1 protein-coding gene is annotated in these 299 nt (G+C 44.1%); it reads left to right on the top strand.

Annotated elements, in window-relative coordinates:
• Window positions 1–299: DUF2147 domain-containing protein (locus AAEZ03_RS26715; protein ID WP_350582802.1), on the top strand; the 299-nt coding region annotated here is incomplete at both ends.

The raw sequence follows: 299 nt of genomic DNA, 5'->3' as shown, positions 1-299 counted from the left end.
GGCATTCGCCGCTGATCCTTTAGCCAATACCACTTGGCAGACTTATGATGAAGGCAAGCCAAAAGGCACAGTAAAAATCACTGAGTCAAATGGCGTGTTGACAGGTAAGCTCATTGCTACCAACTCAGCCAAAGGTCAAAAACACGTTGGTACAACTATCATCAAAGGCCTCAAAGCTGACGGTGGTGGTAAGTATAGTGGCGGTACGATTACAGATCCTGAAAAAGGTAAAGATTATCGTATGACTGCACAACTGAGTGGCAGTACATTGAAGCTAAAAGGTTATATCGGTCCATTCT

The organism is Pseudomonas sp. HY2-MNA-CIBAN-0224 (assembly GCF_040310285.1).
Classification (GTDB): domain Bacteria; phylum Pseudomonadota; class Gammaproteobacteria; order Pseudomonadales; family Pseudomonadaceae; genus Aquipseudomonas; species Aquipseudomonas helleri.
This window is presented reverse-complemented; position numbering and strand designations above follow the sequence as displayed.